The organism is Streptomyces sp. NPDC003393 (assembly GCF_053589015.1).
This window is the reverse complement of the sequence record NZ_JBSFRB010000025.1, coordinates 12,430-38,928: the sequence shown is the minus strand read 5'-3', so window position 1 is coordinate 38,928 and position 26,499 is coordinate 12,430. Positions and strand designations below refer to the sequence as shown.

Annotated in this window: 29 protein-coding genes; 5 read left to right on the top strand and 24 right to left on the bottom strand. The window is 71.1% G+C overall.

Annotation, left to right across the window (positions count from 1 at the left end):
* Positions 1-78 precede the first annotated feature (78 nt).
* A complete protein-coding gene (rlmN, locus tag ACWDUZ_RS23270) occupies positions 79-1,185 on the bottom strand; it encodes a 23S rRNA (adenine(2503)-C(2))-methyltransferase RlmN (RefSeq protein ID WP_451633707.1) in 1,107 nt (368 codons plus the stop codon).
* A 249-nt stretch (positions 1,186-1,434) separates the two neighbouring features.
* Here rlmN and ACWDUZ_RS23265 point away from each other — a divergent pair, with 249 nt between their 5' ends.
* The 3 genes from ACWDUZ_RS23265 to ACWDUZ_RS23255 all read left to right on the top strand — a co-directional run bounded on the left by ACWDUZ_RS23265 (position 1,435) and on the right by ACWDUZ_RS23255 (position 3,334).
* Complete coding sequence (locus ACWDUZ_RS23265; RefSeq protein ID WP_451633706.1) at positions 1,435-1,608, top strand: hypothetical protein; 174 nt, start codon at positions 1,435-1,437, stop codon at positions 1,606-1,608.
* A gap of 174 nt (positions 1,609-1,782) precedes the next feature.
* Positions 1,783-2,130, top strand: coding sequence for a DUF4240 domain-containing protein (locus ACWDUZ_RS23260; protein WP_451633705.1), 348 nt, complete (start codon positions 1,783-1,785; stop codon positions 2,128-2,130).
* Positions 2,123-3,334, top strand: a complete 1,212-nt coding sequence (locus tag ACWDUZ_RS23255; protein ID WP_451633704.1) for a PP2C family protein-serine/threonine phosphatase — start codon at positions 2,123-2,125, stop codon at positions 3,332-3,334. The genes ACWDUZ_RS23260 and ACWDUZ_RS23255 overlap by 8 nt, the downstream gene beginning before the upstream one ends.
* A gap of 108 nt (positions 3,335-3,442) precedes the next feature.
* Here ACWDUZ_RS23255 and ACWDUZ_RS23250 read toward each other — a convergent pair whose 3' ends face one another.
* The 5 genes from ACWDUZ_RS23250 to rpsB form a co-directional block, all read right to left on the bottom strand.
* Entirely contained in the window at positions 3,443-4,750 is a 1,308-nt protein-coding gene (locus ACWDUZ_RS23250) for a phosphatidate cytidylyltransferase (RefSeq protein WP_451633703.1), read from the bottom strand.
* Positions 4,750-5,307, bottom strand: coding sequence for a ribosome recycling factor (frr, locus tag ACWDUZ_RS23245; protein WP_030168208.1), 558 nt, complete (start codon positions 5,305-5,307; stop codon positions 4,750-4,752). The genes ACWDUZ_RS23250 and frr overlap by 1 nt, the downstream gene beginning before the upstream one ends.
* 144 nt (positions 5,308-5,451) lie before the next feature.
* Entirely contained in the window at positions 5,452-6,210 is a 759-nt protein-coding gene (gene pyrH / locus ACWDUZ_RS23240) for a UMP kinase (RefSeq protein WP_451633702.1), read from the bottom strand.
* 207 nt (positions 6,211-6,417) lie between these two features.
* A complete protein-coding gene (gene tsf / locus ACWDUZ_RS23235; RefSeq protein WP_451633701.1) occupies positions 6,418-7,254 on the bottom strand; it encodes a translation elongation factor Ts in 837 nt (278 codons plus the stop codon).
* A 180-nt stretch (positions 7,255-7,434) separates the two neighbouring features.
* On the bottom strand, positions 7,435-8,301 hold the full coding sequence (gene rpsB / locus ACWDUZ_RS23230) for a 30S ribosomal protein S2 (RefSeq protein ID WP_451633700.1): 867 nt from the start codon (positions 8,299-8,301) through the stop codon (positions 7,435-7,437).
* A 336-nt stretch (positions 8,302-8,637) separates the two neighbouring features.
* Here rpsB and ACWDUZ_RS23225 point away from each other — a divergent pair, with 336 nt between their 5' ends.
* Positions 8,638-9,399, top strand: coding sequence for a murein hydrolase activator EnvC family protein (locus ACWDUZ_RS23225; RefSeq protein WP_451633699.1), 762 nt, complete (start codon positions 8,638-8,640; stop codon positions 9,397-9,399).
* A gap of 78 nt (positions 9,400-9,477) precedes the next feature.
* Here the strand turns inward: ACWDUZ_RS23225 and ACWDUZ_RS23220 are convergent, their stop codons facing one another.
* From ACWDUZ_RS23220 to ACWDUZ_RS23140, 17 genes are all read right to left on the bottom strand, one after another.
* Positions 9,478-10,035 (bottom strand): TetR/AcrR family transcriptional regulator, encoded by a 558-nt coding sequence (locus tag ACWDUZ_RS23220; RefSeq protein ID WP_451633761.1) that lies wholly within the window; start codon positions 10,033-10,035, stop codon positions 9,478-9,480.
* A gap of 126 nt (positions 10,036-10,161) precedes the next feature.
* Positions 10,162-11,004 carry an RNA polymerase sigma factor WhiG gene (gene whiG / locus ACWDUZ_RS23215; protein ID WP_451633698.1) on the bottom strand — a complete coding sequence of 281 codons (843 nt, stop codon included), beginning with the start codon at positions 11,002-11,004 and terminating at the stop codon, positions 10,162-10,164.
* Between the two features lie 268 nt (positions 11,005-11,272).
* Positions 11,273-12,403, bottom strand: coding sequence for a DNA-processing protein DprA (dprA, locus tag ACWDUZ_RS23210; RefSeq protein ID WP_451633760.1), 1,131 nt, complete (start codon positions 12,401-12,403; stop codon positions 11,273-11,275).
* A 326-nt stretch (positions 12,404-12,729) separates the two neighbouring features.
* Entirely contained in the window at positions 12,730-14,349 is a 1,620-nt protein-coding gene (locus tag ACWDUZ_RS23205; RefSeq protein ID WP_451633697.1) for a YifB family Mg chelatase-like AAA ATPase, read from the bottom strand.
* Positions 14,349-14,744, bottom strand: a complete 396-nt coding sequence (locus ACWDUZ_RS23200; RefSeq protein ID WP_451633696.1) for a YraN family protein — start codon at positions 14,742-14,744, stop codon at positions 14,349-14,351. The genes ACWDUZ_RS23205 and ACWDUZ_RS23200 overlap by 1 nt, the downstream gene beginning before the upstream one ends.
* 110 nt (positions 14,745-14,854) lie before the next feature.
* Entirely contained in the window at positions 14,855-15,163 is a 309-nt protein-coding gene (locus tag ACWDUZ_RS23195; RefSeq protein WP_018544766.1) for a DUF2469 domain-containing protein, read from the bottom strand.
* 56 nt (positions 15,164-15,219) lie between these two features.
* Positions 15,220-15,732, bottom strand: a complete 513-nt coding sequence (locus ACWDUZ_RS23190) for an NUDIX hydrolase (RefSeq protein WP_451633695.1) — start codon at positions 15,730-15,732, stop codon at positions 15,220-15,222.
* Entirely contained in the window at positions 15,722-16,498 is a 777-nt protein-coding gene (gene lepB, locus ACWDUZ_RS23185) for a signal peptidase I (RefSeq protein ID WP_451633694.1), read from the bottom strand. The genes ACWDUZ_RS23190 and lepB (ACWDUZ_RS23185) overlap by 11 nt, the downstream gene beginning before the upstream one ends.
* A 191-nt stretch (positions 16,499-16,689) precedes the next feature.
* Entirely contained in the window at positions 16,690-17,568 is an 879-nt protein-coding gene (lepB, locus tag ACWDUZ_RS23180; RefSeq protein WP_451633693.1) for a signal peptidase I, read from the bottom strand.
* Between the two features lie 25 nt (positions 17,569-17,593).
* A complete protein-coding gene (gene lepB, locus ACWDUZ_RS23175) occupies positions 17,594-18,685 on the bottom strand; it encodes a signal peptidase I (RefSeq protein WP_451633692.1) in 1,092 nt (363 codons plus the stop codon).
* Positions 18,678-19,409 (bottom strand): signal peptidase I, encoded by a 732-nt coding sequence (gene lepB / locus ACWDUZ_RS23170; RefSeq protein WP_451633691.1) that lies wholly within the window; start codon positions 19,407-19,409, stop codon positions 18,678-18,680. The genes lepB (ACWDUZ_RS23175) and lepB (ACWDUZ_RS23170) overlap by 8 nt, the downstream gene beginning before the upstream one ends.
* A 74-nt stretch (positions 19,410-19,483) precedes the next feature.
* Complete coding sequence (gene rplS, locus ACWDUZ_RS23165; RefSeq protein WP_030168262.1) at positions 19,484-19,834, bottom strand: 50S ribosomal protein L19; 351 nt, start codon at positions 19,832-19,834, stop codon at positions 19,484-19,486.
* 137 nt (positions 19,835-19,971) lie between these two features.
* On the bottom strand, positions 19,972-20,805 hold the full coding sequence (trmD, locus tag ACWDUZ_RS23160) for a tRNA (guanosine(37)-N1)-methyltransferase TrmD (RefSeq protein ID WP_451633690.1): 834 nt from the start codon (positions 20,803-20,805) through the stop codon (positions 19,972-19,974).
* Entirely contained in the window at positions 20,805-21,401 is a 597-nt protein-coding gene (gene rimM, locus ACWDUZ_RS23155; RefSeq protein WP_451633689.1) for a ribosome maturation factor RimM, read from the bottom strand. The genes trmD and rimM overlap by 1 nt, the downstream gene beginning before the upstream one ends.
* Positions 21,402-21,480: 79 nt before the next feature.
* Positions 21,481-21,720, bottom strand: coding sequence for an RNA-binding protein (locus tag ACWDUZ_RS23150; protein WP_381344820.1), 240 nt, complete (start codon positions 21,718-21,720; stop codon positions 21,481-21,483).
* 5 nt (positions 21,721-21,725) lie between these two features.
* The gene (gene rpsP, locus ACWDUZ_RS23145; protein ID WP_451633688.1) at positions 21,726-22,145 is read right to left on the bottom strand and encodes a 30S ribosomal protein S16; all 420 of its coding nucleotides are present in this window, start codon (positions 22,143-22,145) and stop codon (positions 21,726-21,728) included.
* A gap of 269 nt (positions 22,146-22,414) precedes the next feature.
* Positions 22,415-23,014: a hypothetical protein gene (locus ACWDUZ_RS23140; RefSeq protein ID WP_451633687.1), complete on the bottom strand. Its 600-nt coding sequence runs from the start codon at positions 23,012-23,014 to the stop codon at positions 22,415-22,417.
* Between the two features lie 584 nt (positions 23,015-23,598).
* Between ACWDUZ_RS23140 and ACWDUZ_RS23135 the strand changes: the two genes are divergently transcribed.
* Positions 23,599-24,450, top strand: a complete 852-nt coding sequence (locus ACWDUZ_RS23135) for an SAM-dependent methyltransferase (protein ID WP_451633686.1) — start codon at positions 23,599-23,601, stop codon at positions 24,448-24,450.
* Here the strand turns inward: ACWDUZ_RS23135 and ftsH are convergent.
* Positions 24,447-26,414, bottom strand: coding sequence for an ATP-dependent zinc metalloprotease FtsH (ftsH, locus tag ACWDUZ_RS23130; protein ID WP_451633685.1), 1,968 nt, complete (start codon positions 26,412-26,414; stop codon positions 24,447-24,449). The genes ACWDUZ_RS23135 and ftsH overlap by 4 nt on opposite strands.
* Positions 26,415-26,499 lie beyond the last annotated feature (85 nt).

Here is a 26,499-nt window from a genome sequence, read left to right as displayed (position 1 = left end):
TGAAGATGTGAACGGCCACAGACTACCGCCCGGCCGCCGCCCGAACACCACCCGGTCGTCGGCCGGCCAACCCTCCGGCTACCTCTCGGTGGCCGCCAGCTGACCGCACGCCCCGTCGATTTCCTGACCACGGGTGTCCCGGACGGTCACCGGCACCCCGTGTGCCGAGATCGCCTCGACGAACGCCTTCTCGTCCTCGGGGCGTGAGGCGGTCCACTTGGAGCCGGGGGTCGGGTTGAGCGGGATCAGATTGACGTGCACCGGCTTGCCCTTGAGGAGGCGGCCGAGCCGGTCGCCGCGCCATGCCTGGTCGTTGATGTCCCGGATCAGCGCGTACTCGATGGACAGCCGGCGCCCGGACTTCGCGCTGTACTCGAAGCCGGCGTCCAGCACCTCTCGCACCTTCCACCGCGTGTTCACGGGAACGAGGGTGTCGCGCAGTTCGTCGTCGGGGGCGTGCAGGGAGATGGCGAGCCGGCACTTCAGGCCCTCGTCGGCGAACCGGTGGATCGCCGGGACCAGCCCCACCGTGGAGACGGTGATCCCGCGCTGCGAGAGCCCCACCCCGTCCGGCTCGGGGTCGGTGAGCGCGCGGATGGCACGGATCACACGGTTGTAGTTGGCGAGGGGCTCGCCCATGCCCATGAAGACGATGTTCGACAGCCGCGCCGGCCCCCCGGGGACCTCGCCGTCCCGCAGGGCCCGCATGCCGTCCACGATCTGGTGCACGATCTCGGCGGTCGACAGGTTCCGGTCCAGCCCGGCCTGTCCGGTGGCGCAGAACGGGCAGTTCATCCCGCACCCTGCCTGCGAGCTGATGCACATGGTGACCCGGTCCGGGTAACGCATCAGCACGGACTCCACGAGCGTGCCGTCGAACAGCCGCCACAGCGTCTTGCGGGTCGTCCCCTGGTCCGTCGACAGATGCCGCACGACGGTCATCAGCTCCGGCAGCAGCGCCTCGCGCAGCTTGGCCCGCGATCCGGCCGGGATGTCGGTCCACTGCTCCGGGTCGTGCGCGTACCGCGCGAAGTAGTGCTGCGAGAGCTGCTTGGCACGAAACGGCTTCTCACCGATCGCGGCCACGGCCTCCTTGCGCTCGGCGGGCGAGAGATCGGCAAGGTGCCGCGGCGGCTTCTTGGCTCCGCGCGGGGCGACGAAAGTGAGTTCTCCGGGCTTGGGCATGGTCGTACCAGTGTCGCAGATCGACTTGGGTGACCTGCGAGTGTCTCTCCGTGCGACAGCAGGCCGTCCATGGCGACATGTGCCGCCGCCACGAAGGCATCGAAGCGATCATCCAGGTGGGAGCGGATCCGGCACCCTTCCCCGTCGAGCCCGTGGGACCTCGGCCGGTCCCGCCGGCGTGTCCCACAAGGGTGGCTTCACACCATGCCTCAGCGGGCACACGGTCAGTGAGACCACGGAGGTATCGAGATGAGCGCCGGAGAACGGGCCAAGGCAAAGGCCGAACAGATCGTCGGAAAGACCGTGCGGACGGCGGCCCACGCGATGCACAAAGAAACCCTCGCTGCGAAAGGCGCCGCTCTCGAAGCACGAGGCAAGATGCGGGGCGCGAAGGAACAGGCCAAGGGTTCATTCAAGCACTGAGTGCGCTGCCGCAGGCTTGAACCCGTACCAGGAGCGGCTGAAGGCCCAGGGAGAGGGAAGAACCCTTGCCTGGGCCTTCGGCGTTCAGGGCGCGCGTCAGTGTTGGCCGTCGTTGAGCGCCTTGACGGCCCGGAGGGGCCCAGCGCACTGGGTCGTACGCTCTTCGCCACGACGATGAGCTGGGCCGACTTCTGGGCGTTGATAGGCATTCTGGATGGCAAGGCCGATGAAGCTGGTTGCCGAAGTCTTGCTGCGGCACTGAGCAAGCGCCCGGTATCCGACATCCAAGCCTTCGCCGAACGCCTCGCGGAGGCTTTGTACCGTCTGGATCAAGAAAAGGCCGCCGTCCACGAACGGCCCCTGCGTACCGGGTGGGCTCTCCGGTGTCCGGGTCGATGCCGGTCGCCAGGAGGCGTTGAGCCCCTCACCGCGGCGCCGGCTCAGGTAGCCGCGGCGGGCATCACGCGTAGCGTGGGGAGAGCAGGTGGACCCGGCGGGGAAGCTGGTGAGTTCGATGCCTGAACGGGCCCAAGCGGTGCTTCGGCTGCTGCGCGGGTACGCGACCGTGGCGCCCACCGACCTGCCCGAGGTGTTACGGCACGAGTACGAGTCGCTGCAGATCGACCACCTGACCATCTATCTCGCGGACCTCCAGCAGAAGGTGCTGGTGTCGGTGCCGGACTCGCGGATCGAGGCGCCGCGCAACGTGCCCATCGACGGGACGCTCGCCGGGTGGGCGTACCGCACGGCCTCGCCCCGCATCGCCGAGGACACCATGGGTCGGGGGCTGGTCCTGTGGCTGCCTCTGCTGGACGGAGTGGAGCGATTGGGGGTCGTGGCCATTCACGCCCCCGTGTTCGATGCCACGACGGTGGAGACGTGCCGGTCTCTGGTCTCCTTGATCGCTCTGATCATGGTCGACAAGGGCTCATACAGCGACTCCTACATCGCGCGTCAGCGCGTCGCCGCCATGCAGATCCCGTCGGAGCTGGTCTGGGCCTTCCTCGCCCCGCGGACCATCGGTACGGAGAGGTTCACCTCCAGCGCCGTACTGGAGCCCGCCTACGATCTCGGCGGCGACGCCTTCGAGCACACCACCCGTGATCACACGGTTCACCTCGGCATCTTCGATTCCATGGGCCACGATCTGGCGGCCGGCCTGGTGACCTCCGTGGCTCTCGCCGCCTGCCGCTCGGCTCGCCGTGCGGGCGCGGGCTTGGAGAGGATGGCGGCGATCATCGACGAAGCGGTGCACGAAGTCTTTCCCGACCGGTACGTCACCGGAGTCCTGGCGAATCTGCAGACCGGCACCGGCAGCCTCGAGTGGGTCAACTGCGGGCATCCGACGCCCTTGCTCATCCGCGGCCCGGACGTGCTGCACGACGCACTGAACCGGGACCCGGCGCCCCCGCTCGGCCTGGGCGACATGGAACCCGACAGCGACCGCCAGGTGTGGCGCTTCCAGATGGAGCCCGGCGACAGCGTGCTGCTGTACACCGACGGTGTCACCGAAGCCCGCTCGCCGAGCGGCACCCGTTTCGGCGAGAAGCGCTTCGCCGACTTCATCATCCGCGCCATAGCCGCCGGCGACCCCACACCCGAAGTCCTGCGCCGCCTGATCCACACGATCCTGGAACACCACGGCGGCGGCCTCGACGACGACGCGACCATCATGCTCTCGCAGTGGCACCCCTTCCCTCAGACCCGGAACTACGCCGAAGCCTGAAGGACGAAGGGCTCGCACGGCGGCCGGCCTGCGCCGTCCTTCGGCAACCGTGCCCGGCCGCTGGGCGGAACCCCAGCGCCAGGTCCCGCCCGAGGGGAGGCGGGTTCGTCAGCCGCCGACGAAGAGGACCAGGAGCAGCCACACCACCGGGGCCGTCGGCAGGAGGGAGTCCAGGCGGTCCATGATGCCGCCGTGACCCGGGAGCAGGGTGCCCATGTCCTTGATGCCCAGATCGCGCTTGATCATGGATTCCCCGAGGTCGCCGAGGGTGGCGCTGGCGGCGACGGCGAGACCGAGGACGAGGCCCTGCCACCAGGCACCGTCGTCGATCAGGAACTGTGTGCACAGTGCCCCCGCCACCATCGCGAAGGCGACCGCGCCGAACAGACCTTCACGGGTCTTGCCGGGGCTGATGCGCGGGGCGAGTTTGTGCTTGCCGAAGCGCCAGCCGACGGCGTACGCGCCCGTGTCGCTGACCACCGTGAGGATCAGGAAGGTCAGAACGCGGAACGGGCCGTCGTCCGCGGTGAGCATCATCGCCACGAAGGTGGCGAGGAACGGCACGTAGAAGGCCGCGAAGACGCCGGCCGTGACGTCCTTCAGATAGCCCTCCGGCGGTTGTGTCATCCGCCAGACCAGAACCGCGAGGGTGGTCAGTGCCATCGCCACCCAGGCGCCCTCGGCGTCGCGGACGTACCCGGCGACCACCATCGCGGCGCCGCCCACCGCCAGCGGCACCAGCGGAGCCTTGATGCCCTTGCGCTCCTCCAGCCGCTTGGTGAGCTCCCACAGGCCGACCACGACCGCGACCGCGATCACGCCGACGAACACGGCCTTGACGATGAACAGCGAGGCAATGATCACCACGCCGAGCCCGAGGCCGACTCCTATGGCAGCGCCCAGATCACGGCCCGCGCTCTTCTTCTGCGGGGCGGGCGCCGGTTGCTGGGCGTCGGGCATGGGCTCCGGATTCTGCTGTGCCGTCGCGTGGGCGGGCGGCGTCTGCGGCGTGTCGTGGGGCCGGGGCTGTGGGGCCTGGTACTGCGGGTCGTAGGTTCCCCGCTGTGGGTCGTACATCCCCGGCTGCGGGTCATGGGGCTGTCGCGGGTGCGGCTGTGCGTCGTAGGACTGCTGCGGGTGCGGCTGTGTGTGCGGCGTGCCGTACGGCTGCGGCCGCGGCACCTCGTCGCGGAACAAGGGGCCGCCCGTCCAGGCGGCCCCCCGGTCGTCCTCCTGGATTCCGCCGTGAGCGGGCACCTCGGGCACGATGGGCATGGGGCGGGTCTGCTGGGCGCCCTGCGCACCGTACGCGGGGTCCGCCGGGGCGGCCCCCGGGACGGGTCCCTGGGCGGGTGACCGGTCCGTGGGCTCCCAGTATCCGGCTTGCGGCGGCGCTCCCCAGGAAGAGTCGTTCATCAGACCTCGAGCAGCTCCGACTCCTTGTGCTTCAGGAGCTCGTCCACCTGCGCGACGTACTTCGCGGTGGTGTCGTCGAGCTCCTTCTCCGCACGGCGGCCCTCGTCCTCGCCGACCTCGCCGTCCTTGATCAGCTTGTCGATGGCGTCCTTGGCCTTGCGGCGCACGGAGCGGATGGACACCTTGGCGTCCTCGCCCTTGCCCTTGGCGACCTTGATGTACTCGCGCCGGCGCTCCTCGGTGAGCTCGGGGAACACCACTCGGATGATGTTGCCGTCGTTGCTCGGGTTGACGCCCAGGTCGGAGTCCCGGATCGCCTGCTCGATGTTGCGCAGCGCGCTCTTGTCGAACGGGGTCACGACCGCCATCCGCGGCTCCGGCACGGAGAACGAAGCCAGCTGGTTGATCGGCGTCGGCGCGCCGTAGTAGTCGGCCACGATCTTGTTGAACATCGCCGGGTGCGCACGGCCGGTGCGGATCGCGGCGAAGTCCTCCTTGGCGACCACGACGGCCTTCTCCATCTTCTCCTCGGCCTCGAGGAGGGTCTCTTCGATCACCACTTGCTCCTGCGTGTCTTGAGTGGAACCGGCTGCGGTTCCTCGTCGGGGCCGTCGGCCGGCTGCGTCGCGTCTTCTTCCTGCACGGTTCCCGACCGGCGGAACATTGTCCATCCCCCGGTCAGGGTCCGTCGGTGTTGCCGGTCAGTCCCGGCTGCCGTGGTCACCCACCAGTGTGCCGATCTTCTCACCCTTGACGGCCCGGGCGATATTGCCCTCCGCGAGAAGCTCGAAGACGAGGATCGGGAGCTTGTTGTCTCGGCACAGCGTGATCGCCGTGGCGTCGGCGACCTTGAGGTCGCGCGTGATGACCTCGCCGTAGCCGAGGGAGTCGAACTTGACGGCGTCCGGGTTGCTCTTCGGGTCGGAGTCGTACACCCCGTCCACGCCGTTCTTGCCCATGAGCAGCGCCTCGGCGTCGATCTCCAGGGCGCGCTGGGCGGCGGTGGTGTCGGTGGAGAAGTACGGCATGCCCATACCGGCGCCGAAGATGACCACGCGGCCCTTCTCCAGGTGGCGCACGGCGCGCAGCGGGATGTAGGGCTCGGCGACCTGGCCCATGGTGATGGCGGTCTGCACCCGCGACTGGATGCCTTCCTTCTCCAGGAAGTCCTGCAGCGCGAGGCAGTTCATCACGGTGCCGAGCATGCCCATGTAGTCCGAGCGGGCGCGGTCCATGCCACGCTGCTGGAGTTCGGCGCCGCGGAAGAAGTTGCCACCACCGATCACGACCGCGATCTGCGCGCCGTCCCGTACGACGGCCGCGATCTCGCGGGCGATGGCGTGCACCACGTCCGGGTCGACGCCCAGGCCCCCGCCGCCGGAGAATGCCTCTCCGGACAGCTTCAGCAGAAACCGGCCGGTCACTTTGCCGTCGTCGCTCTTCTGGGCCTTGGTGGTCATGGAGATCCCGCCTCTGTTACGTGGTGCACATGCGAAGAAGGCCATTGCCGGTGGGGCGTGTTTCGCATCCCATGCAGCGGCAATGGCCTCCTCGTCAGATCTGCTGTCGTGCGTCACGCGCGGGTGCGTGGTGTTACCCGCGGGCGACGTGGACGACTGCTGTCGACCCTATAGGGCCGGGTGTCCGTCGCGGTACGGACTTCGGACTCAGATGCCGACCTTGATGCGCGTGAAGCGCTTCAGGGTGACACCGGCCTCGTCCAGAACCTTCTGGACCGACTTCTTGTTGTCCAGCGCGTAGGGCTGGCCGAGCAGGGTGGCGTCCTTGAAGAAGCCGTTGAGACGACCCTCGACGATCTTGGCGATCGCGGCCTCGGGCTTGCCCTCGGCGCGGGTGGTCTCCTCGGCGATGCGACGCTCGGACTCGACGACCTCGGCCGGCACCTCGTCCTTGGAGAGGTACTTCGGCGCGAAGGCGGCGATGTGCTGAGCGACGCCCTTGGCGACCTCGACGTTCGGCTTGTCGAACTCGACGAGAACACCGATCTGCGGGGGCAGGTCGGGCATCGTGCGGTGCATGTAGGCGGTGACGAAGCCGTCCGCGAACTGCGCGAAACGGTCCAGGACGATCTTCTCGCCCAGGTTGGCGTTGGCCTCGTCCACGAACGCCTGGACGGTCTTGCCGGGCTCGATCTCGGAGGCGAGCAGCGCCTCGATGTCCGCGGGGGACGTCTTGGCGATGTGCTCGGCGATGGCCTTGGCGACGCCCTGGAACTTGTCGCCCTTGGCGACGAAGTCCGTCTCGCACTTCAGCTCGACGAGGACACCGGAGGAGTTGTCGTCGGCGATGATCGAGACCACGGCGCCGTTCTCGGCGGAGCGGCCCTCGCGCTTGGCGACGCCCTTCTGGCCCTTGATGCGCAGCGCCTCGACGGCCTTCTCGACGTTGCCCTCGGCCTCGTCCAGCGCCTTCTTGCAGTCCATCATGCCGGCGCCGGTGAGCTCACGGAGCTTCTTGACGTCGGCGGCGGTGTAGTTCGCCATGAGTCTGTGAATCTTTCTCGAAGTCTGGAAGATCGAAGATCAGGGGGTCCGCGGGACCCGTGCCCCCTCAGGGAGCCTCTCGCTTGTCGAACCGGGCCCGCCGACGCGCCGCTGACCTACGGGTGAACGGCGGGAGCGGACTTCATGCACCGCTCCCGCCGTCAACGCTGACTTGACGGGTCAGGCCTGCTGCTCGCCCTCGGCGGCCGGAGCCTCGGCAGCGGCGGCCTCGGCCGGCTTCTCGGCCTCGGCGGCCGGAGCCTCTTCGGCCTTCTTCTCACCCGCGAGCAGGTCGCGCTCCCACTCGGCGAGCGGCTCGCCCGCGGCCTTCTCACCCTTGTCACCGGCGGCCACGCCGGAGCGGGCGATGAGGCCCTCGGCGACGGCGTCGGCGATCACACGGGTGAGCAGGGTGACGGAGCGGATCGCGTCGTCGTTGCCCGGGATCTTGTAGTCGACCTCGTCGGGGTCGCAGTTGGTGTCGAGGATGGCCACGACCGGGATGTTGAGCTTCCGGGCCTCGCCGACCGCGATGTGCTCCTTCTTGGTGTCCACGATCCAGACGGCGCTGGGCACCTTCTGCATCTCGCGGATACCGCCGAGGGTCTTCTCCAGCTTGGCCTTCTCGCGGGAGAGAACCAGCAGCTCCTTCTTGGTGAGGCCGGAGGCGGCCACGTCCTCGAAGTCGATCTGCTCGAGTTCCTTCAGGCGCTGCAGGCGCTTGTAGACGGTCGAGAAGTTGGTGAGCATGCCGCCCAGCCAGCGCTGGTTGACGTAGGGCATGCCGACGCGGGTGGCCTGCTCGGCGATGGCCTCCTGCGCCTGCTTCTTCGTGCCGACGAACATGACCGTGCCGCCGTGGGCCACGGTCTCCTTGACGAACTCGTAGGCGCGGTCGATGTACGACAGCGACTGGAGCAGGTCGATGATGTAGATGCCGTTGCGCTCGGTGAAGATGAAGCGCTTCATCTTCGGGTTCCAACGGCGGGTCTGGTGACCGAAGTGGACGCCGCTCTCCAGCAGCTCCCGCATCGTGACGACGGCCATGGCCGTACTCTCCTTGAGTTTCTCGGTTGTGCCGCGGATGCCGGACGGCTTCCGCGCCTGACGCCCGCGGCGCGCCGTGCCACGAAGGACCGAGGGGCGCTGACACCGGCCGTTGCCGGCCGGAGTGTCGGGGCGTGCGAAGTCGACCCGGTGACCCGGATCGCCACCAGAAGTGTACGGGACCCGGGAGGCGTCGGGTGACGCCGCCGCCGACAACCGGTGAGTTGTCCACAACCGCCCACTTGTCCACAGGTTCCGGCGGGGTGCGGCAGGGTGCGGGACCGTGGAGCCGTGTTCGCAAGTGGCGGGGCAACGGGCGGGGCGAGGAGCAGCGCGATGGGCGGGGCAATGGGCGGGGTGCGGTGCGTGGGCGTCCGGCTCGGGCCGGCGCTTCGGACGGTGGTGGTCCTGGTGGCGGCGGTGGCGACGGTGGCCCCGGTGGCGGCGGCATGGGCGAGCGGGGGCGGTGCCCTGGCTCCGCCGGAGGATGCTGGGCGGGTGGCAGCGGGGGTCTCCAGTCCGGTGGCTGGGGACGGGTCGGCGCCGCTGGAGGGGTCGGGGCCGGCGGACCGGGCCGGGGCGGCAGACAGGTCCAGGGTGGCGGGCCGGCCGACGGCGGACGGGCCGGTGCCGGCGGTGGGCCGCTTCTGGCCGGTGGGGGTCCGTCCGCCGGTGCTGCGCGGCTGGGAGCCGCCGGCGACGGAGTACGGTGCCGGGCACCGGGGAGTGGACCTGGCGGCCCCACCGGGCACTCCGGTACGGGCGGTGGCCGACGGCCGGGTGTCCTTCGCGGGCCCGGTGGCCGGACGCGGTGTGGTGTCGGTGGAGCTGGCGGGTACGGGCACCCCTGCCCTGCGGACGACCTACGAACCGGTGCGCGCCGCGGTGCGGAAGGGCGACGAGGTGGATGCCGGCGAGGTGCTCGGCACGATCGAGCGGACGGCGCCGGGCCGCACCCCGCACTGCGCGGCGGGATGCCTGCACTGGGGCCTGCTGAGAGCGCAGACGTACCTGAACCCGCTGTTGCTCCTGCCGCCCTGGCTGCTGAACCCGGCCCCGGCGAGGCTGCTGCCGGTACTGGGGGTGCCCGCCCTCTAGGTTCTGTCGCCGCCAGGCAGGCGGGGATTCGACGACGGGGCCTGGTGCTGTGACCACGCGGGCGCGGCGAGCCGCAGCTCAGGGGCGGACCCCCCGCAGCGCCATGGACACCGCGGCCTCCGCCACGACCGAGGGCTCCTCCGCGGCCCCCAGCTCGATCCTCCGCACGGCCGCGTCCACCACTCCCTGCAGCAGCATCGCCGCCAGCCGCGGCTGCCCGTGCCCCAGCTCCGCCAAGGTCTCGACGATCATCGCGATGAGCTCGCCGTGCGCGGCGCGGATCTTCTCCCGCGCCCCCGCGTCCAGCTCGCTCGCCGAAATCGCCACCACGGCCCGGTGGCGCCGGTCACCGACGAGTTCCAGCTGCTTGCGGACGTACGCCTCGACCTTGGCCTCCGGCCCGTCGGCCGCGGCCATCGCCGTTGAGACCTCGGCGGCCCACACGGGGAAGTCGACCGCGCACAGCTCCTCGACCACGGCGGCCCGTGACCGGAAGTACTCGTACACCGACGACCGCGCCAGCCCCGTCCGCTCGGCCAGGGCGGGGAAGGTCAGGGCCTCCGTCCCGCCGTCGGACAGCAGGGTCCGGGCCGCGTCCAGCAGGGCGGCTCGCTGCATCGACCGGTGCTCGGCCACGGAGGCCGCTCGAATCCTTGGCACGTCGACCACTGTACGGAGGCCCCCTGCGGGCCGGGGCCGTCCGGGTCCCGGCGCGTCAGGTGCGGCCGGCCGGGTCCGGGTCCGGTCAGCCGTCGCGGCGGGTCAGCGGCCGAAGCTCGCCAACTTGGCGCGCAGTTGCAGCACCGACTTGGTGTGGATCTGGCTGACCCGGCTCTCGGTCACCCCGAGCACGTTGCCGATCTCGGCGAGTGTGAGGCCTTCGTAGTAGTACAGCGTGACGACGGTCTTCTCCCGGTCGGGCAGGGTGTTGATCGCCCGGGCCAGGAAGCGCCGCAGCTCCCGGTCCTCGGCCACCTCGACCGGGTTGTCGGCGGCGGTGTCCTCCAGCGTGTCCATGAGGCTCAGCCGGTCGCCCCCCTCGCCGCCCACATGCAGCAGCTCCTCCAGCGCCACCACGTTGGCCAGCGACAACTGGCTGAAGACGGCATGGAGTTCTTCGACCGCGATGCCCATCTCCGCAGCCACCTCGCTCTCCGACGGGGTGCGGCGCAGCCGGGCCTCCAGCGTGGCGTACGCCCGCTCGACGTTCCGCGCCTTCTGCCGCACCGAGCGGGGGATCCAGTCCAGCGCGCGCAGTTCGTCGATCATGGCGCCCCGGATCCGGGTGATCGCGTAGGTCTCGAACTTGATCTCCCGGTCGATGTCGAACTTCTCGATCGCGTCGATCAGCCCGAAGACCCCCGAGGACACGAAGTCGGCCTGCTCGACATTGGGCGGCAGGCCGACGCTCACCCGCCCCGCCACGTACTTCACCAGGGGCGAGTAGTGCAGGATCAGCTGCTCACGCAGCCGGTCGTCCCCCGTCGCCTTGTACGACCGCCACAGCTCGTCGAGCGTCGAGGGAGCGGGCGGCCGCACGCTGCCACCGTCACGGACGGCTGGGGGGATCTCCGCCCGGTCGGAGCCGGAGGTGTGCTGGGGCATTCGTCGCCTTGTGCCGTTCTGCCGTGGGTGCGGCTTCCTGGGTGAGTTGTCGTATGGGTCGGGGATCGGGTTTCTGTATCGGAACCACGTGAGCGTAGCGTGACTGGAGTGTCGCGGTGCGCGAACGGCGGGGCGCGGGGCGTGCGCAGATTCGTTCCGCGAGGCGCTCCACCGGGTCACCCGCGTCACCCTGGGTGACCGGTGAAACGCCCAACTGCGGGAATTTACGCAGGCGTCGGCTTTCCCCCGGACGGTCGAACACGCTCGGTCAGCACCCCGGCCGGCCGGCCCGGACCGAGATCATTGCCTGGCGTGTCAACTTCCATCCGTCGCCATGTCGTTCGACGTAGCCAAGCGATCGGAGTTCGTACAGCCTCGCGATCGCGTCGTCCGGCGTCGTCCGGGCGCCACGGGCGACCTCGGCCGCGTCCGCCGCGCCGCGCCCGGGGAGCGCGGCGAGGACCTGCCGGGCCTCCGGTTCGAGCAGGTCGAGCGGGAGAACGGGGCCGCGCCGGTACGGGGCCAGCTCACCCATGTCTCCCACCAGCTCGACGACTTCCGCGGCGTCGCTGACCAGTGCCGCCCCGCCGCGCAGCAGTTCGTGGACGCCCGCGGAGAGCGCGCTGGTGGCCGGGCCGGGGACCCCCATGGTGTGGCGGCCCAGCCGCTGTGCCGCGCGGGCGGTGACCAGGGAGCCGCTGCGGTGAGCGGCCTCGACGACGACGGTGCCACGCGTAAGGGCAGCGATCACTCTGTTGCGGACGAGGAACCTGCTCGGCGTCGGATGGTCGCCGGGCGGCAGTTCCCCGACCACCAGCCCCTGCTGGGCCATCCTGTTGATCAGCTCGGTGTGACCGCGGGGGTAGGGCCGGTCGACGCCGCAGGCCAGGACGGCGACGGTGGCGCCGCCGCTGCCGAGTGCGCCGCGGTGCGCGGCGCCGTCGACTCCGTAGGCGCCCCCGGACACCACCACCCAGCCGCGTTCGGCGAGCCCGCCGGCGAGCGTGGCGGCCATGTGGGCGCCGTACTCGGTACAGGCCCGGGCGCCGACCACGGCGACCGACCGCAGTGCCCACATCCGCAGACTGGGACGGCCGCGCACCCACAGGCCGACGGGGCGGGCGTCGCCCAGGTCGTCGAGCTGGGTGGGCCACTCGGTGTCGCCGGAGCGCACGAACCGCACCCCGGCGTCCCGGGCGACGGCGAGGTCCCGCTCGGGATCGGCCCGCGCGGCCCGCGCGCACAGACCGGCCCACCGCCTGTCCGACACCCCGGCCGGCCGTGGCGCGCCCTCCCGCAGCCACCGCGCCACGGCCACGGCCCCCGACTCCCTCACCCACCGTCCCGCCGTCTGGTCCCCCGGCTCCACGACCCGGCTGAGGAAGACCCGCGCCAGCAGCTCACGCCCGTCATCGTCGCCACGCCCGCCGGCCGGACCCCTCCCGCGGCAGACGCCGGGCCGGCCGTCCGGACCACCCACGCCGTCATGGCCACCGACCCCGTCGTGGCCACAGCCGCCGTCCGCAGCACTCCCGTCACCGGGACGACGCCCGCCGTCGGCGCCATTCCGGCCGTCAGGGTCGCGTCGGCCGTCACGGTCACGCCCGCCATCCGCGGGGCGGCCGCCGTCAGGGCCGTACCCGCCATCGGGGCACCGCCCGGCGTCCGTGTCGCGCCCGGGGTTCCAGCCGCACCCGCTGCCCCCGCCGGGGCCCTGCGGGGGGCTCATGCCAGGGTCCCGATGGTCATGGGTACGCCGCGGGGGACTCCGGTGCGCAGTTGCAGTGCCAGGGCGACGTCGGAGGCGTCCGGGCGGTCGCGGCCGACGAGATCCGCCACCGTCCAGGCGACCCGGAGGACCCGGTCGAGCCCGCGAGCCGTGAGCACGCCGCGCTCCAGGTTGCGCTCGGCCTCGTCCAGCGCACCGGCCGCCGCGTGCCAGCGGCTGCGCAGTTCACGTCCCGGCACCTCGCTGTTGGTCCGCCAGGGCGTGCCCGTCAGCCGTGCCGCCGCGCGCTCACGGGCGGCCCGCACCCGGTCGGCCACCGTCGCCGTGGGCTCGCCCCGGGCGCCCGCGCGGGTGAGCTCCGACCGGGTGACCGGGTCGACCTCGACGCGCAGGTCCACCCGGTCGAGCAGCGGCCCGGAGAGCCGGGCCTGGTAGCGCCGGACGGCCGAGGGCGGGCACTCGCACAGGCTGTCGCGCTGCGAGAACCGGCCGCAGGGGCACGGGTTGGCCGCGAGCACCATCAGGAACCTCGCGGGGAAGCGCACGACCCCGGCGCTGCGGGCGATCACCACGTGCCCGGCTTCCAGGGGCTGGCGCAGGGCGTCGAGGGCGTGGCTGCTGAACTCGGGGGTCTCGTCCAGGAAGAGCACGCCGCGGTGGGCGAGGGAGGCCGCGCCTGGACGGGCGACGCCGGGCCCGCCGCCGACGAGTGCCTGCATCGTCGCGGAGTGGTGCGGCGCGCAGTACGGGGCGAGGTCGATGAGCGGCTTGCCCGGTGGCAGCAGCCCGGCGACCGAATGGACGGCCGTGACCTCCAGGGACTCCTGCCGGTCGAGTGGAGGCAGGATCCCGGGCAGTCGCTCGGCGAGCATCGTCTTGCCCGCGCCCGGCGGTCCCTCCAGGAACAGATGGTGCCCGCCGGCCGCGGCGACCTCCACCGCCGTGCGCGCGGAGAGCTGGCCGACGACGTCGGAGAGGTCGTGCGCGTGGTCGGCGGCCCCGACAGTGTGCATGCCGGTGGCCGCGCCGGCTCCGGGCACGCGCAGCCCGGCGAGGAGCGGGTCGGGCCGTCCCTGCTCGTCCGGGTCCTCCTCGGGCACGGGTTCGTCGGTCAGTACGGCGATCAGCTGGCCCAGGCTGCGGACGCCGAGCACGGAGATTCCGGGCACCAGCGAGGCCTCGGCGGCCGCGCACTCGGGCACGACGACCTGTTCACAGCCGGCGTCCGCGGCGGCCAGTACCGCCGGGAGGATGCCCCGCACGGGCCGCACCCGGCCGTCCAGGCCGAGTTCCCCGATCATCACGACGTCGGCCAGCACCCGGGGGTCGATACGCTCGGCGGCCCCGAGGACCGCGCAGGCCACGGCCAGGTCGAAGCCGCTGCCGGCCTTGGGCACGGAGGCCGGGCTGAGTCCGACGGTGAGCTTCTTCTGCGGCCACTCGGCGCCGGAGTTGACCACAGCCGCCCGCACCCGGTCCCGGCTCTCGGTCAGGCTCTTGTCCGGCAGCCCCACGAGGGTGAAGGCGGCGACGCCCGGTTCGAGGTCGGCCTGGACCTCGACGACCACGCCCTCGACGCCGACGAGGGCCACGGAGCACGTACGCGCGAACCCCATCAGGCCGCCCCCCGTACGTGTTCGACGCGGGGCGCGCCGCGCCGGGGCAACAGGACGCCGACGACGTCGATGCGGACGCCACCCGGGGGTGCTCCTCCGTGGGCCGCGACCCAGCGTTCCGCCAGGGCGCGCAGCCGCTGGGTCTTCTCCGGTGTGATCGCGGCCATCGGATGCTGGAAGACGCCCGCCCTGCGGGTCTTCACCTCGCAGACGACCAGGACGTCCCCGTCCCGGGCCACGATGTCGATCTCACCGGTCCTGCCGCAGCGCCAGTTGCGCTCCAGGACCGTCATGCCGAATCCGGCGAGCCTGCGGGCGGCGAGGTCCTCGCCGTACCTGCCCAGTCCGTTGCGTGCCTTGCTCATGTCGGCACCACCTCCGGCGCCAACGGTCACGCATCCGGCCCGGCGGAATGGATCTTGGTGTGCTACTCACCGGTTGTGGACAACACCGTCACTCACACGAGTGGTTCTCCCGGCCACGCCCCGCCCGCTCCCGACGGTCCTCACCCGCTGGGCAGCTCCAGGTCGCTCTTGTTCAGCTCCTCGATGTTCACGTCCTTGAATGTGAGGACACGGACCTGCTTGACGAACCGGGCCGGTCGGTACATGTCCCACACCCAGGCATCGGCCATCGTCACCTCGAAAAACACCTCGCCCTGGACCGAGTGCACCTGCATCTCGTAGTCATTGGTGAGGTAGAAGCGCCGCTCGGTCTCGATCACGTATTTGAACAGACCGACGACATCGCGGTACTCCCGGTAGAGCTTGAGCTCCATCTCGGTCTCGTACTTCTCGAGGTCCTCGGCGCTCATGGCATGTTCCCCTTCAGCCGTACGGTCCCCCCATTGTGCGCCAGTCCCGCGAGCCCCTAGACGATTTCGGCGTCCAGAGTCACGGGCCCGGCCGGAGGACCTTCGTCGAGCAGCGTGCGCAGCAGCTCGGCGAGTCTGGTCGGATACACCGTCTCACGTGCCCGGGCCAGTTCCTGACACGTCCACCAGCGCGCTCCGGCGACACTGCGCCGCTCCAGTTCCGTCAGGGCCGTCGCGGCGGTCGCCGTCTGGGTCGTACGGGCCAGGTAGTACCACTCGTCCTGGTCCCAGCGGCGGCCCGCGAACGGGAAGGAACACCGGCGCCGCCACAGCACCGGCCCGAGCTCGACCTCGGTGATGCCGGTCTCCTCCGCGAGTTCCCGCAGAGCGGCCTCCTCGCGGCTCTCGTCGCCCTCCAGGCCGCCGCCGGGCGTGAACCACCAGTCGTCGGCCGGATCGCCCGGCTCGTGGCCGTGGAGGAGCAGGATGCGGTCCGCGGGGTCGGGGAGGACCACCCGGGCCACCTTGCGCAGCCCGTCGCCGTCCACGTCCTGGGTCTCAGCGAGCACCGGCCGGCTCCGTCCGGGTGCGGGCACGGGAGCGGCCCAGACGCTTGGCGATCGGACCGTAGGCGCCACCGCCGAGGACCAGGACGGCTCCGGCGACCACCAGCAGGACGATCGTGCGCAGCGGTCCCGGCTGGGAGAGTGCGCCCAGTTGCTCGAAGCCGGTGGGGCGCTCCAGCATGCCCTTCATCGGCCAGACCACGGCGTCGACGCGGGCGGTCACATCGGCGCGGGCGACCGTGCCCTTGGCCGCGTCGTCGAGGTGGGCGCTGGAGTCGAGGGATCCCTGGCGTTCGTCGCCGAGCAGGAACAGCCGGCCCTCGGGGACCTTCACCGTCGGAATGGTCTTGTCCTCGGCGACGCCGCCCTTCAGGTACGGCTCGTCGATCGGCTTGCCGTTGACGGTCAGCTTGCCCTGTGTACAGCAGGAGACCGTGTCGCCGCCGACGGCCACCACGCGCTTGACCACCGGCGCGTTCGACACCCAGCTCTTGTCGTAGAAGACGACGACGTCACCGCGGCGGATCTCGTCGCCGTCGACGCGCTGGGCGAGCACCCGGTCGCCCATGGCGATCGTCGGCGTCATGGAACTGGTGGGGACGGTGTACGGCCGGTAGACCACCGCCGCCCACGCGAATCCGCCGAGGAACAGCACCAGACCGAGCGCCACGGCCAGCCCGGACAACCTCTGTCCCGTCCTGCCGCCCGCCGGGCTCCTGCCTGTGCCGCCGCTGCGCGGGGCCGTACGCGTCGTGCTCTCGCCACCCATGGACCCGCACCCTACCGGTCGGTACCGGAACGGGGCAGCCCCAGCCGTGCCTGCGGGGAAGAGCTCCACGACGGCTTCACACAGGGGCGGGGCGCCGCGAGTGGACTCACCGCCGCGCGAGCGGCGTCACCGCGAGGTCTCCCCCGCCCGGGGGACGTCCCGTACGGAGGGAAGGCCCCGCGGCAGGGTCCTCAGCGGCTGCCGGCGGCCGTGGTCCTGTCGCCCGTGCCGCCGGCGGCCTTCACGGTCCGCCTGCGGCGCCACACCACCAGCGGTACGGCCGCGCTGAGCGCCACGCCGCCCGGGGCCACCGTCGGGGCGCCCGCGGTCGAGGGCTGCTGCTGGCCGATGCCGGGCTGGTCGAAGGTGTCGGGCACGGGCAGGGTGCCCCAGCGGTTGATCGGCCAGGCCCGCACGATGGCGCGTCCGACGACGTCCTTGACCGGGACCATGCCGTGGTTCTTGTCGGCCTGGTTGTAGCGCGAGTCCCGGGAGTTCTGCCGGTGGTCGCCCATGACCCAGATGTAGCCGTCGGGCACGGTGACCTTGAACTGGCCGCCCTGGTCGTCCTGGCTGCACGGCGTGTTGCCGGGATAGACGTAGGACGACTCCTCCAGCGCCCTGCCGTTGACGATCAGGGGACCGGTGCCGTGGCACTCGACGGTGTCGCCGCCGACGCCGATGACTCGCTTGATCAGGTCCTTCTCCTCCGCGGACGGCATCAGGCCGATCCAGCTGAGCACGGTCTGCAGGGCGTTGGGCTTGGCCGTCGGCTCACCGGCCAGCCAGTCGTCCGGGTCGTGGAAGACGACGACCTCGCCGCGGTCGGGCTCGGCGCCGAACCAGGGGGTCAGCTTGTCGACCAGCACCCGGTCACCGCGCTGCAGGGTGTCCTGCATGGAGTCGGACGGGATGGAGAACGCCTGGACGAGGAACGTCTTGATCAGCAGCGCGAGCACCAGCGCGATACCGATCAGGATCGGCAGTTCCTTCCAGAAGGAGCGGGGTTTCCTCGCCTCGGAGGTGGTCTCGTCGGTCCCTTGGTCATCGGTCTGGTTGTGCTCGGTCACCCTGCTGCCCTCGGCCGCTTCGCTCTCACTCCCGGAGCCCACGGCGGGGTGTGCGGGGCGGGCCTCCGCATCCACGGGGTGTCCGCGGTGCTCCTCGCCGTCGCTGCCGGACCGTGCGCCAACCGCCACATCCCCCACGCCAACTCCTTACTCCTTGCCGCTGCCCGCGCCACGCCCGGCGCAGGCCCACCACTCCCATAACGAGCGGGAGTTCCGCAGGGGTCGGGAGCTGAACCGATCTGTTGGGATCGTCCGGGGCAACCCTATGCGACAGGCGGGCTACGGCGTTCGACCCGGCCGCCGCGTCGGACACGGCGGCAAAGGTTTTCGGTTCCTTCAGTGTGCTCCAGTGGCCGAGCGGCCACCCGATGACCATGGCCCGGCCCACGACGGATTTCTCCGAGACCGTACCGCCGTACGGCGTGTTGCGGTGCGCGCGCGAGTCGGCGGAGTTGCCCCGGTGATCGCCCATCACCCACAGCCGTCCCGGCGGAACCGTGATGTCGAACGGCTGCTCGGAGGGCGTGTCACCCGGGTAGATGTAATCCCCCTCGTTCAGGGGAACGCCGTTCACGGTGACCCGTCCCTGCGCGTCACAGCACTTGACGTGGTCGCCGCCGACGCCGATGACCCGTTTGATGAGGTCCTTCTCGTCGTCGGAGGGCAGCAGCCCGATGAAGGTCAGGCCCTCCTTGATCTGCTTGACGCCGACCGGGTCGTTCTTCTTCGTGGTCTGCTCGTCGTCCAGCCAGCCGCCCGGGTCGCGGAAGACGACCACGTCCCCGCGCTGCGGCTCGGAGCCGAACCAGGGGGTGAGCTTGTCGACCAGCACCCGGTCGCCGATGCGGATCGTCTGTTCCATGGAGCCCGAAGGGATCACGAAGGCCTGCACCAGGAAGGTTTTCAGAACCAGGGCTATGAGCACGGCGACGCCGACGAGGAGAGGGATCTCCCGGACGGCGGAGCGCCTGCGCTTGCGCTTGACCTTGCGCTGGAGCTTGCGCCGCTCCGCGCGGGTGCGCCCGCCGGCCGGGCCGCCCGCGCGCCTGGCCCCGGTGGGCAGCAGTTCGTCGGCGGGGCTGACCGGCGCGCCACGTGGTTTGCCTCGGTTACCCATGGGTGCCGCCCGCGTGGTCGGCGGCCGGCACGCGCGCGTAGGCGCCGGGGCGGGTGAGGTGGGTCCAGTGGCCGTAGGGCCAGACGATCCAGTCGGCCCGGCCGACGACCTCACCGACGGGGATCATGCCGCCGCCCGGGGAGCCCAGATGGTCGCGCGAGTCACTCGAGTCGCCACGGTGGTCACCGAGGACGAACAGGGTGCCGTCGGGCACGGCGACGTCGAAGGGCACCGTGGAGGGACGGTCGCCGGGGTACAGGAAGGTCGACTCGTCGACCGGCCGGCCGTTCACCTCGATCCTGCCCTCCTTGTCACAGCAGACCACATGGTCACCCCCCACACCGACAACGCGTTTGACGTAGTCGGCGTGCCCGAAGTAGCCGGTGCCGTCGAACACGACGACATCGCCGCGCCGCGGCGCGGCACCGAAACGGTATGCCAACTTGTTTACGAGAACGCGGTCCCCGATCCTCAATCCCTGCTCCATGGATCCGCTCGGGATCTGGAACGGTTGCAGCACGAACGTGTTGAGGAGCAGCACGAGGACCAGGCAGATCAGCGCGGTCAGGGTGATCCGCCCGCCGGGCAGCCAGTCGGTGACGCCCGCCACCAACGACGAACGCGACCGGTCCTCCGGCCCCCGCGCACCGGGAGCCTGGTCGGCTTCGGCGTCGGAGGGGCCGGAGGAGCGGTCGCGCTCGGTCGGCTGTGCCTCGGTGTCCATCGGGGCGGAATGCTATCCCGCCCCGCTGAGAACCCGCGCCGGACCCATGTGCGGGTCCGGCGGGCGGAAAGCGCTCAGCTCTCGCGCTTCTCCTTGATCTTCGCGGCCTTGCCGCGCAGCTCACGGAGGTAGTACAGCTTGGCGCGGCGCACGTCACCGCGGGTGACGAGCTCGATCTTCTCCACGATCGGGGTGTGCACCGGGAAGGTGCGCTCGACGCCGACGGAGAAGGAGACCTTGCGGACGGTGAAGGTCTCGCGCACGCCGGAACCCTGGCGGCGGATCACCACGCCCTTGAACTGCTGCACACGGGAGCGGTTGCCCTCGATGACACGGACGTGGACGTTGACGGTGTCACCCGGGCGGAAGGCCGGGACGTCGCTGCGCAGCGACGCGGCGTCGACGGAGTCGAGCAGGTGAGACATTTCGTCTGCTTTCTTCGCCGATGCCACAGGTCATCAGCGGAAACTAGGGGTTTTCCGAAAGGGACCGCTGTGCGGTCGGGGCGGGCGTCGTGTCCCCCTGTGGCAGGGGCGCACACCGGACGGCGCACAGCAGCGGCCTATTCTTCCACGTCGTCGGTCCTGCGCCAAAATCGGCCGTACGGCTCGCCGTCGGGGTCAGGCGTCCAGCCCAGGATGGACAGCATCTCGCGGTCCTTCTTGTCGAAGGCCTTGGGGTCGCAGCGTTCGATCAGGTCGGGCCGGTTGACCGTGGTGCGCCGCAGGGCCTCGTCGCGGCGCCATCGGGCGATCTTCCCGTGGTGGCCGCTGAGCAGCACCTCGGGGATGCCGCGCTCGCGCCAGCGGGGCGGCTTGGTGTACACGGGGCCCTCCAGCAGGCTCGCCATGGCGCCGGGCGCGAAGGAGTCGTCCCGGTGGGACTCGGCGTTGCCGAGGACGCCGGGCAGCAGCCGGGCCACGGCCTCCGTGATCACCAGGACGGCGGCCTCTCCGCCGGCGAGCACGTAGTCGCCGATGGACACCTCGTAGACGGGCATGCGGGTCGCGTACTCGTCCACCACCCGGCGGTCGATGCCCTCGTAGCGGGCCGGGGTGAAGACCAGCCAGGGGCGTTCGGAGAGCTCGACGGCGAGTTCCTGGGTGAAGGGGCGGCCGCTGGGGGTGGGCACGATCAGCGCCGGCGCGTGGGAGCCGGTCTCGTAACCGTCGGCGAGGACGGAGTCCAGGGCGTCGCCCCAGGGCCCGGTCATCATCACCATGCCGGGACCGCCGCCGTACGGCGTGTCGTCGACGGTGTTGTGGCGGTCGTACGTCCAGGAGCGCAGATCGTGCACGTGAACGTCCAGTTGCCCGCGCGCGCGAGCCTTGCCGACGAGGGAGACGTTCAGCGGCTCCAGGTACTCGGGGAAGATCGTGACGACGTCGAGGCGCATCAGGACTCGTCCCCGGAGTCTTCGGAGCTCCCGGAGCCCTCGGGGGCCCGCCAGGAGACGGTGTCCCGCGAGGAGGCGATCTCCGCGCGGTCGTCGATCAGACCCGGCGGCGGCGCGATGACGGCCCGCTGCTCCTCCAGGTCGATCTCGGTGACGATCTCCGCGACGAACGGGACCATCAGCTCGGTGCCGTCCGCACGCTCGACGATGAACAGGTCCTGGGAGGGCAGGTGTGAGATCTCGCTGATCCGGCCGACCGTCTCACCCTCCTCGGTGACCACGTCGAGGTCGATGAGCTGATGGTCGTAGTACTCGTCCTCCTCCTCGGGCAGCTCCTCCGGGTCCACCTCGGCGATGAGCAGGGTGTTGCGGAGGGCTTCGGCGCCGTTGCGGTCGCCGACGCCCTCGAAGCGCAGCAGAAGGCGGCCGCTGTGGACGCGTCCGGTCTCGATGGTGAGCGGTCCCGCGGAGGCGGGGTCGGTGGCGAGTACGGCGCCGGGTGCGAGCCGGAGCTCCGGCTCGTCGGTGCGGACCTCCACGGTGACCTCGCCCTTGATGCCATGGGCACGGCCGATCCGTGCGACTACCAGCTGCACGTGTCCAAATCTCCTGTCATACGACTGCGGGCCGGGGACGGCCCAGTGGCCCTCCCCGGCCCGAGCCGGTTGTGATGCGTCAGCGGACGTGGTCCGCGTCGACGAGGTCGACACGGACGCCGCGACCGCCGATGGCACCCACGACGGTGCGCAGGGCGCGTGCGGTGCGGCCGTTTCGACCGATCACCTTGCCGAGGTCGTCGGGGTGGACCCGGACCTCCAGCACGCGTCCGCGGCGCAGGTTGCGCGAGGCGACCTGCACATCGTCAGGGTTGTCGACGATGCCCTTCACGAGGTGCTCAAGCGCCTCTTCGAGCATGCTGCTCAGGCCTCGGTCGACGCGGACTCGGCGGCCGCCTCGTCCTTCTTCTCAGCCTTCTTCTTCTGGGTGATCGCCTCACCCTTGCCCTCGTCCTCGCCGCCCAGGGCCTCGAACGACGGACGCGCGGCCTTCTCCGCCGGCTGCAGCAGCGGCGCAGGGGCGGGCTCGCCCTTGAACTTCTGCCAGTCACCGGTCTTCTTCAGGATGGCGAGCACGGGCTCGGTCGGCTGGGCGCCGACGGAGAGCCAGTACGCCACGCGCTCGGCGTTGACCTCGATGCGCGAGGGGTTCTGCACCGGGTGGTACAGACCGATCTCCTCGATGGCCCGGCCGTCACGGCGGGTACGGGAGTCGGCGACGACGATGCGGTAGTGAGGCGAACGGATCTTGCCCAGACGCTTCAGCTTGATCTTGACTGCCACGGGAGTGGGTTCTCCTGGATTTGACGTGGTTGGGCACGGCGGGGACGCCGCGTGGGGTTGCGGTACCCGAGTGCCCGATGGACGCGTCAGCCGGAGGAGAGAGGGGTCCTGTGCGGCTGTCGAGTACAGCTAGTCATTGTGCCATACGCCGCGGGTCGCCCCCGGCGCGGGGTGGAGCGGCCGCGCGCGGGCACGCCTGACTCGCACCCGGCGCACCGGGTGCTCGACGAGCGGCCCCCCGGGGTACGGCTGCCACGAGCAGCCGTACCTCAGCCCGCGGCGCCCACGATCTCCGGGATCCGGAACGGCTTGCCGCAGCCACCGCACATGATCGGGGCCTGGGCCAGGACCGAGGGGACGACGCGGACGTTGCGGCCGCAGTCGCAGACCGCCTTGACCCGCACCCCGCCGCCGGAGGAGCCGTGCCGGGCCGCCGGGCCGCGGAAGGTGCGGCTGGTGTCGGCGGACGTGGCGGCCGTGTGCGCCTTGAGTGCGCGCTGGAGGCGCTCGATCGTCGGACGGTAGCGCCGCTTCGCCTCGGGGCTGAGCGTGACCAGCGAGAAACCGCTGCTCGGGTGCGGCTCCTCGGGGTGGTCGAGGCCCAGCTCCTCGGCGATGGCGAGGAAACGTCGGTTGTGGTAGCGGCCGGCGCGCGAGGTGTCGCGTACTCCGCGCGCGGCGGCGATGCCGTGGACTGCCTCATGAAGCAGTCGCTCGAAGGAGAGTTCGTGTCCGCAGGCGGACGACGACTCCCCGATCAGGGACTCCGGCGCGGCGAGATCCGGCAGTTCGGGGTGGTACCGCTGAATGTCGGCCCACGCCTGCGCCAGTTCCGCGGCGAGAACAGGTGGTGTCTGTGTCGTGCTCACGTAATGAGAACGAGCGTGGGGCCCACTGTGTTCCTATTCCGGGGCATCCCAAATAATTTGCACGTACCCGTCAGTTGCCGCTGATGCGTCCTGACGAGGGCGGGTGCGCTGAACTGCGGAGAAGGCTCGCAGCTCGTATCAAGCTGGTGCGTAGTCCCGCGTACGCCCCCCGTCTCCCACCGCCACTCTCGACGGAGGCCTCGCGGGCGACCTGTTCACCACCCGCGCGCAGGACCGACTCGCACACGGGTGCGCATGCCCTCGGGCGATGCGCAAGAGGCGTTTCGGCCGCTTCCCGGGCGGAAGCCTCTACTCGGGTCAGCGTGCGCGACGACCGTGACGTTACCGGGCGCGTCCCCGGCGCTGCGCACCGGCCCGCCTTGGGGGCCACCGTACGGCGCGGCGAGGCCCGGGTTACCGCACTGTGAAATCTCGCGCCACGCGCCCGGAAGGCACCAACCATGGCCTCACGACCCCTGGACGCGGTCCGGAGCGGGGAGTTACCTGGCATACGGGAAGTGCGGCGCACGGGGGCCACGGAATCGGGCAGCGGCAGACCTCTCGGCGGATTGGGGCGCTTATCCATGACACCTACGCTCGTGCGGCAGCAGGCGGAACTCGCCGGGCAGGCGCCCCGGGTGGATCTGCGGGCACGCGCGCGTGACTGGGCCGAGATCCAGGAGCGGATGCTGGTGCCGCTCTACGAGGCCGTCCACGAGCGGCTGGAGGTGGGCCGCGGGACCAGGGTGCTCGCCCTCGGCTGCGGTTCCGGGCTGGCCCTGCTCATGGCCGCCACCAGAGGAGCCGCGGTCACGGGTGTCGACCCCGCCTCGCCCGAGCGGCTCGCGCTCGCACGGCAGCGGTTGCAGCCCGAGGCCGAGGCATGGGGCACGCGCCCGCGTGCGGACGCCCGCGTCCTCGACGGACCGGTCGAAGACCTCGCGGACATCTCCGGGCCGGGGACGGCCGCCTACACCCTGGTGACCGCCTTCGAGCCCATCGGGTGCCTCACCGGCGACCCGGCCGCCCTGGCCGGGCAGCTCACCGCGGCCGCCTCGCTCGCCGAGCGGGGGGCGCCGGTGGTGCTGGCGGGCTGGGGACCGCCCGAACGGTGCGCCACGTCCTCCGTGGTGCGCGCGGTCGTCCGCCCGGCCGATCCGCCGGTCGCGCTGCGCGACGGCCTGGAGGAGGCGGTCCTGAGCGCCGGTCTGCGCCCGGACGGCTCCGGGCGGGTGGCCTGCCCCTTCGGATACGCGGGCCTGGACAGCGCGGTCCGCGGCATGCTCGCCACGGGGCTGTTCGACGCGGCGATCGCGGCGAGCGACGAGAACCAGGTCGGCAAGGAACTGACGGAGGCCCTGCACGCGCACGAGCGGCCCGACGGCACCGTGTGGATGCCGAACGTGTTCCGCTACCTGATCGCGCGGACCCCTTAGGGTCCCCCGGCTCCCGGGTCCGCCGCCGCTGTCTCGGGCTCCTTCTTGAGGCGCGGTATCCCGGCGACCCGGTAGGCGTCGGCCTCGTCCAGCGTCTCGTTCTCCAGCAGGGCCGCGGCCAGGGCGTCCAACTGCTCGCGGTGGTCGCCCAGCTTGCGGCACGCCTCCTCGTAGCACTCGTCGACGATGCGTCGCATCTCGGTGTCGATGGTGTCGAGGGTCTGCGGCGCGGCGGCCAGACCGTAGGCCTGCTGGGCGTCGTTGGGCAGGGCCGACAGGCGGCCCAGGTGCTCGCTCATGCCCCAGCGGGCCACCATGCCGCGCGCGATGTTGGTGACCTGTTCCAGGTCGTTCTCAGAGCCGGTCGTGATCACGTCGTAGACCACGTGCTCCGCGGCCATGCCGCCGAGCGCGCCGATGATCCGGCCGCGCAGGTACTCCTCGGTGTAGGCGTACTTGTCGGACTCCGGCGTCGACAGGGTGACCCCGAGGGCCCGGCCGCGCGGCACGATGGTGATCTTGCGGACCGGGTCGGCGCCTGGCTGGAGCATGCCCAGCAAGGCGTGTCCGCTCTCGTGGTAGGCGGTGCGCCGGCGCTCCTCCTCGGGCATCACCAGGGCGCGTTCCGCGCCGAGCTGCACCTTCTCCAGGGCCTCGGAGAAGTCGGTCCGGGTGACCGCCCGCTGCCGCCGCTTGACCGCCAGCAGGGCGGCCTCGTTGGCCAGGTTGGCCAGTTCGGCACCGGTCATGCCCGGGGTCGTACGGGCCACCTGGGCGAGGTCGACGTCCGGGGCGAGCGGGATGTCCCGGGTGTGGATCCGCAGGATCGCCTCGCGGCCACCGCGGTCCGGCTGTGCGACCGCCACCAGCCGGTCGAAGCGGCCAGGGCGGGTCAGGGCCGGGTCCAGGACGTCGGCGCGGTTGGTCGCGGCGAGCACGATCACGCCCTCGGAGCCGGAGAAGCCGTCCATCTCGGTCAGGATCTGGTTCAGTGTCTGCTCGCGTTCGTCGTGGCCGCCCATCGACGCGCCGCCGCCTCGCACCCGGCCGATGGTGTCGATCTCGTCGATGAAGATGATCGACGGAGCCACCTTTCGGGCCTCCGTGAACAGCTCGCGGACCCGGGAGGCGCCGACGCCGACGATCATCTCGATGAACTCGGACGCGGACGCGGAGAAGAACGGCACCCCCGCCTCACCTGCCACCGCCCGCGCGAGCAGCGTCTTGCCGGTTCCGGGCGGGCCCGTGAGCAGGACGCCGCGGGGCATCTTGGCGCCCATGCTTCGGTAGTCGTCCGGGTACTTCAGGAAGTCGACGACATCGTCCAGTTCGCCCTTGACCTCGTCGATCCCGGCCACGTCGGCGAAGGTCGTGCGCTGGGTTCCCGGCCGCAGCTCCACCGGCCGGGGCGGTGTCCTGCGGCCGAACAGGCCGCCGACTCCGCCCAGCCCCGCTCCGAGCCGCCGCGCGAAGAAGATCCACAAGACCGCCAGGATCGCGATCGGCGCCAGCGACAGCAGCAGGTTGGCCACGAAGCCGCGTTCCTGGACCACCGGCTGCGCGGTCACCGTGACGTCGTTCCTGGTCAGGCTCTGCCAGAGGTTGTCGCCGGCGAACGCCGGCCGCTGGGTCCTGAACTCGGTGTAGGTGCCGCCGCCGCTGGGCCTGGGGCGGGCGCTCTTCAGCTTCCCCTGGATGGCGTCGCCCTTGGAGTAGATCTTGCTGACGTTGCCGGCGTCGACCTGCCTGCTGAACTCCGTGTACGAGATCGTCGGCTCGTTGCCCCTGTCGTAGTAGCTCAGGCCGCCGTAGGCCACCAGGAAGACGATCACCGCGGTGACGAGCAGCCCCCACCATCTGACGCGGGGCTTTCGCCCGCCGGGCCGCTTCGGCGGCTCCTCCGGGGTGCCTTCGGTGCGCCACGGCTGATCAGATGCCTTGCGTGGTGGCGCGGCATTGCTCATATCTGGACGTTACGGCAGATGCCCGGCCCTGGCATGCGCTGAGGGCGCCCCCCGTGTGGGGGACGCCCTCTACGCCGTTCGGCGG

What these genes read in the sequence shown, in the direction of transcription:
- rlmN (WP_451633707.1), bottom strand. Translation starts at nt 1,185, where the DNA reads ATGCCCAAGCCCGGAGAACTCACTTTCGTCGCCCCGCGCGGAGCCAAG.
- ACWDUZ_RS23265 (WP_451633706.1), top strand. Translation starts at nt 1,435, where the DNA reads ATGAGCGCCGGAGAACGGGCCAAGGCAAAGGCCGAACAGATCGTCGGA.
- ACWDUZ_RS23260 (WP_451633705.1), top strand. Translation starts at nt 1,783, where the DNA reads ATGAGCTGGGCCGACTTCTGGGCGTTGATAGGCATTCTGGATGGCAAG.
- ACWDUZ_RS23255 (WP_451633704.1), top strand. Translation starts at nt 2,123, where the DNA reads ATGCCTGAACGGGCCCAAGCGGTGCTTCGGCTGCTGCGCGGGTACGCG.
- ACWDUZ_RS23250 (WP_451633703.1), bottom strand. Translation starts at nt 4,750, where the DNA reads ATGAACGACTCTTCCTGGGGAGCGCCGCCGCAAGCCGGATACTGGGAG.
- pyrH (WP_451633702.1), bottom strand. Translation starts at nt 6,210, where the DNA reads ATGACCACCAAGGCCCAGAAGAGCGACGACGGCAAAGTGACCGGCCGG.
- tsf (WP_451633701.1), bottom strand. Translation starts at nt 7,254, where the DNA reads ATGGCGAACTACACCGCCGCCGACGTCAAGAAGCTCCGTGAGCTCACC.
- rpsB (WP_451633700.1), bottom strand. Translation starts at nt 8,301, where the DNA reads ATGGCCGTCGTCACGATGCGGGAGCTGCTGGAGAGCGGCGTCCACTTC.
- ACWDUZ_RS23225 (WP_451633699.1), top strand. Translation starts at nt 8,638, where the DNA reads ATGGGCGGGGCAATGGGCGGGGTGCGGTGCGTGGGCGTCCGGCTCGGG.
- whiG (WP_451633698.1), bottom strand. Translation starts at nt 11,004, where the DNA reads ATGCCCCAGCACACCTCCGGCTCCGACCGGGCGGAGATCCCCCCAGCC.
- ACWDUZ_RS23205 (WP_451633697.1), bottom strand. Translation starts at nt 14,349, where the DNA reads ATGGGGTTCGCGCGTACGTGCTCCGTGGCCCTCGTCGGCGTCGAGGGC.
- ACWDUZ_RS23195 (WP_018544766.1), bottom strand. Translation starts at nt 15,163, where the DNA reads ATGAGCGCCGAGGACCTCGAGAAGTACGAGACCGAGATGGAGCTCAAG.
- lepB (WP_451633694.1), bottom strand. Translation starts at nt 16,498, where the DNA reads ATGGGTGGCGAGAGCACGACGCGTACGGCCCCGCGCAGCGGCGGCACA.
- lepB (WP_451633692.1), bottom strand. Translation starts at nt 18,685, where the DNA reads ATGGGTAACCGAGGCAAACCACGTGGCGCGCCGGTCAGCCCCGCCGAC.
- lepB (WP_451633691.1), bottom strand. Translation starts at nt 19,409, where the DNA reads ATGGACACCGAGGCACAGCCGACCGAGCGCGACCGCTCCTCCGGCCCC.
- rplS (WP_030168262.1), bottom strand. Translation starts at nt 19,834, where the DNA reads ATGTCTCACCTGCTCGACTCCGTCGACGCCGCGTCGCTGCGCAGCGAC.
- trmD (WP_451633690.1), bottom strand. Translation starts at nt 20,805, where the DNA reads ATGCGCCTCGACGTCGTCACGATCTTCCCCGAGTACCTGGAGCCGCTG.
- ACWDUZ_RS23150 (WP_381344820.1), bottom strand. Translation starts at nt 21,720, where the DNA reads ATGCTCGAAGAGGCGCTTGAGCACCTCGTGAAGGGCATCGTCGACAAC.
- ACWDUZ_RS23135 (WP_451633686.1), top strand. Translation starts at nt 23,599, where the DNA reads ATGACACCTACGCTCGTGCGGCAGCAGGCGGAACTCGCCGGGCAGGCG.
- ftsH (WP_451633685.1), bottom strand. Translation starts at nt 26,414, where the DNA reads ATGAGCAATGCCGCGCCACCACGCAAGGCATCTGATCAGCCGTGGCGC.